5 protein-coding genes and 1 riboswitch are annotated in these 4,573 nt (G+C 28.3%); all 5 genes read right to left on the reverse strand.

Going from position 1 to position 4,573, the window contains the following annotated elements; translation table 11 throughout:
* Nucleotides 1-373: 373 nt before the first annotated feature.
* The 5 genes from E6248_RS13510 to E6248_RS13530 all read right to left on the reverse strand — a co-directional run bounded on the left by E6248_RS13510 (nucleotide 374) and on the right by E6248_RS13530 (nucleotide 4,501).
* Nucleotides 374-1,729, reverse strand: coding sequence for a PFL family protein (locus E6248_RS13510; protein ID WP_316341312.1), 1,356 nt, complete (start codon nucleotides 1,727-1,729; stop codon nucleotides 374-376).
* 22 nt (nucleotides 1,730-1,751) lie between these two features.
* Nucleotides 1,752-2,021 carry an ACT domain-containing protein gene (locus E6248_RS13515; RefSeq protein WP_316341313.1) on the reverse strand — a complete coding sequence of 90 codons (270 nt, stop codon included), beginning with the start codon at nucleotides 2,019-2,021 and terminating at the stop codon, nucleotides 1,752-1,754.
* Nucleotides 2,022-2,287: 266 nt separating this feature from the next.
* Nucleotides 2,288-2,926: an LPXTG cell wall anchor domain-containing protein gene (locus E6248_RS13520; protein ID WP_316341314.1), complete on the reverse strand. Its 639-nt coding sequence runs from the start codon at nucleotides 2,924-2,926 to the stop codon at nucleotides 2,288-2,290.
* Nucleotides 2,927-3,121: 195 nt separating this feature from the next.
* The gene (locus tag E6248_RS13525; RefSeq protein WP_316341315.1) at nucleotides 3,122-3,691 is read right to left on the reverse strand and encodes a TasA family protein; all 570 of its coding nucleotides are present in this window, start codon (nucleotides 3,689-3,691) and stop codon (nucleotides 3,122-3,124) included.
* A gap of 33 nt (nucleotides 3,692-3,724) precedes the next feature.
* Nucleotides 3,725-3,808, reverse strand: a riboswitch (cyclic di-GMP riboswitch).
* 6 nt (nucleotides 3,809-3,814) lie between these two features.
* Nucleotides 3,815-4,501, reverse strand: a complete 687-nt coding sequence (locus tag E6248_RS13530; protein ID WP_316341316.1) for a signal peptidase I — start codon at nucleotides 4,499-4,501, stop codon at nucleotides 3,815-3,817.
* Between the last annotated feature and the right edge of the window lie 72 nt (nucleotides 4,502-4,573).

Genomic DNA, 4,573 nt, shown 5'->3' on the forward strand with positions numbered 1-4,573 from the left:
GCAGCACCATCAATTATAGTAATTTTATCTTCATTAGGTTTAATTTCAGACCCTTGTTTTGATAGATATTTTATATTTCTCATATAAACTCACCCCTATAAATATTTTTATTTCTTCATAATGCTTTTCTGACATATATAAATTATATACCTTAATTATAGATATATATAGTTTCAGCTAAAAAAATAGACAATTACGCAAGAAGTTATAACTCTCATTAAATATAGTTAAATTAATTAATAATATATAATTCTTCTATAGTCTCCTTATGGATTTTTTACTAAAGTAAAAAACTCAGCACTAGCTGAGTTTTACCCATAATTTTTTCATTATTTCATTTCTTCATTTTTTATTATTTTATTTTTCCACTCTTCTAATTCTTAAAAGAGTGTATTGGTGCTGGTATTCTTCCACCTCTTTGAATAAATAAAGATGATGAGTATTTATTTACTGGCATTACTGGCGCTGTTCCAAGTAATCCACCAAATTCAACTAAGTCTCCAACCTCACAGCCTGGTGCTGGTATAACTCTAACAGCTGTAGTTTTATTATTTATCATACCTATAGCTGATTCATCTGCTATCATGGCTGCTATAGTTTCAGCTGGTGTATCTCCAGGTACTGCTATCATATCTAGTCCAACTGAACATATTGCTGTCATCGCTTCTAGCTTTTCTAAGTTTAGTGAACCATTTAATACTGCATCTATCATACCTGCATCTTCAGAAACTGGTATAAATGCACCACTTAATCCTCCAACATGACTACATGCCATAACTCCACCTTTTTTAACTGCATCATTAAGTAAAGCTAGAGCTGCTGTAGTACCATGAGTTCCTACTACTTCAAGTCCCATCTCTTCTAATATATGTGCAACTGAGTCACCTACTGCTGGTGTAGGTGCAAGAGATAAGTCAACTATTCCAAATGGAACTCCTAATCTTTCTGAAGCTTCTTGTGCAACAAGTTGTCCCATTCTAGTTATTTTAAAAGCAGTCTTTTTAATAGTTTCCGCTAATACATCAAAAGACTCTCCCTTAACCTTTTCTATAGCTCTTTGAACAACTCCTGGTCCACTAACTCCAACACTTATAACCTTATCTGCTTCTCCAACACCATGGAAGGCTCCTGCCATAAATGGATTATCTTCAACAGCATTACAGAATACCACAAGCTTTGCACAACCAAAACCTTTAGTTTCCTTAGTGTTTTCTGCAGTTCTCTTTATGATTTCTCCCATATGCCTAACTGCATCCATATTTATTCCAGATCTTGATGAACCTACATTTACTGATGAACAAACTTTACTAGTCTTTGCTAGTGCTTCTGGTATTGATTCTATTAAGATTTTATCTCCTTTAGTATAACCTTTTTGAACTAAAGCTGAAAAACCTCCAATAAAGTCTACTCCTAAAGTTTCTGCTGCCTTATCTAAAGTTTCAGCAAACTTAACATAGTTTTCTTCATCAGTTGCTCCTGCAATTATTGATATAGGAGTTACTGATACTCGTTTATTCACTATTGGAATACCAAATTCATTTTCAATTTCTTTCCCTACCTTAACTAGGTCCTTTGCACTACTTACAATCTTATTATAAATTTTTTCTCTAGCCTTATCTCCATCTGAATCTATACAATCTAATAAGGATATACCCATAGTTATAGTTCTAATATCTAATTTTTCTTCTTCAATCATCTTTATTGTTTCTAAAATATTATTGCTGTTCATCTCTTAACCTCCAATATAATAATTATAAGGTGTGCATTGAATTAAATATTTCTTCTCTTTGGATTTTCACATCTACTCCAAGCGCTTCTCCCCTTGCAACTAATGAACTCTTAATTTCATCAAAAGAGGTGTTTGATTCGTTCAAATCTAACATCATTATCATTGTAAAATACTTGTCCATTATAGTTTGATTAACATCTAAAATATTAATATTTAAATCTAATAACTTATTGCTAATACCTGCAACTATACCCACCTTATCTTGTCCGATTACTGTTAAAATAGCCTTCATACACTTCAACTCCTACATTATTAATTTTCAACAAAAAGTTATTATAATTTTATCTCTAGTGCAAATATTTGTCAATTAATTAACATTATTATTCGTGTTTTATATTTTTTAAATCTATAAAAATAAGTAAGTTTACTTTACTGATAATTTTATATAGCGATAGACAATACTTATATCTATAATATTTTCAAATAAAAATTCACCTCAAAAGTTACATATATTATATCTAACTTTTAAGGCGAACTTTATATGATAACTTCCTACCTCTAGACCCTTTTTAATTTTAAGATTAATATTCCTCCAATTACTAAAAAGTTCCCTAATAATAGAAATATAAGTTGTTCTGAGCCATTACCTGTTTTAGGTAAGGTTTTATTAAATTCATTATTAATTCTAGTGTAATTAATTAAAAAATCTAAATTTTCTTCTATACCTTGCCCTTCATTACCTAAATTCTCAGTAATACTCATTGTCATTATAAACTTTTTATTATCTCCAGATTTTATTATTATATCTTCATCTATCTTTTCACTTTTATTTATTAACCCTTCTATATTTCCTTCATATAAAGAGTTCCCCTCTTCTTCATAAATTTTAGTTGTTGAATTTTTTATTACTATATTATTTTTATCAACTACATAATCTAACCTCTTAGAAAAAGAAATATTATCCAATTTTATATCAGTATCAGAGTTGTTATAAACAATAAATTCACTTACCTTAGTATTTCCTGGAGCCCATAATCCATCCTTTTCTTTATTGAATACTCCCCTATTATCTCCATTAATAGTTTCTATAATAATTTCGCCACTTAATGCATAAGTAGTTGCTTCATTAAAATTAACTATTAGCATAGCCAAAATTATAAAATAAAAAAATCTACTTAATACTTTTTTTAATAACATATCAAACCCCTTACTCTTAGCATTAATACATAATATATTTATTCATACTAAGTTATTCAATAGTTAAAGGGTTTATGACTATTTTATAAGTCTTTATAATTTTATCTTGTAATTATTATAAATATTCTTTTTAATGAAATTGATAGTATTTTTAAAAGTAAAAAAGGATGCAAATTGCATCCTTCTACTTTTATATTAATAAATTGTTTGGTGAGCGCCAACAACTATAAATTCGTTAGCATTTAAAGTAAATGCCTTATCCATCCATTCATTACCTAAAGTAGGATCAACTGTAACCTTAACTGTAGCCCTTATAAAGCCACCATTTGCTCCAACAGCATTTTCATACCATCTATCTGGATGATTAGGATCTACTTGAACTTTTCCAGTTTGTGAGACAACATTTATTAATTCAACGGTTAACCCACTTGGTAATTCCTTCTTTAATTGTACTGAAATATCAGCTTTTAATGATCCATAATTATTAACAACTACATCTCTTTCAAAAGTATCTCCTGGTTTAACATTATTAAATGTTAATGTACTAGAAGTCTCTGATGTAACCTCTGTTGCATTTGATGTTGCAACCCAAGTATCCTTTCCAGCATCTGTAGCCCAATATGCGTCTACCTTTAAATTTCCCATAGTAATATTTACATTATCTGTTAATGTATCATTATCTGTAAAGTATGCATAGGTACCAAAACTACCTAATCCTGTTGTTAAAGTAGCTGCTAATAATAAGGCAGCAATTTTTTTGTTCATAAAACAATCCTCCATTAAAATATATTTTTATATAATATTAATGGTGTGGATTCACTATTAACTCCACATAACCCAAGTGACCATATACAGATTATGCTTCAAAGTCCCATTAAGATTGACTTATTAATTGTTTAATTTTAATTCTTTGTCTTTTCTTAATTTTTTAATTTCTAAAATTAATTCCTTTATTATAAAATACATAAATATTATCCCCATAATTGCTAGAAATCTAAAATCTTGAAACTTAGCTATTATATATCCAAAATAAGGAATCTTAAATCTATATTTAGAAACTATATTTTCTTTTGGGATTTGATTTAAATCTTCTTCTTCATTTGCATCACCTTTAGTTATAAAAGCATCTCCATCATTTATTACTTCTACCACTCTATGAGTAACTAGAACCCTATTATCTCTATAAGTTATTATATCCCCAACTTTTATTTTTTCTGTATTTTTAACTTCGTTACCTATTATTAAATCATTTACTTTAAATTCTGGCACCATACTTTCACTTAATACATTTAAATAAGTATTTCCAAATAAAGTTGGGATATAGTCAACGTTAACTCGTATTTTAATGCTTTGGAAAGTTAAAATACATAAAAATATCAATAAAATATATTTTGTATAATTTATAATCATTTTTAGCGAAAAATACTTCTTAAAAAAAGTTCCCCCAATTTTTTTACTGATACTTTTATCAAAAGCTTCATTAACTTCCTTATCTTCTACGGTCTCTTGATCTTCTAATTCATTTTTTTCAATAATCTCTGTCTCATACTGGCTTTCTAAATAATCATTATTCATATAATTTATCTCCTAAAAAAAAACTCCAATTTATATAATATAAATTGGAGTGGATTCACTACTAGCTCCATC

This window comes from Clostridium sp., from assembly GCF_032552055.1.
Lineage (GTDB): Bacteria > Bacillota > Clostridia > Clostridiales > Clostridiaceae > Clostridium.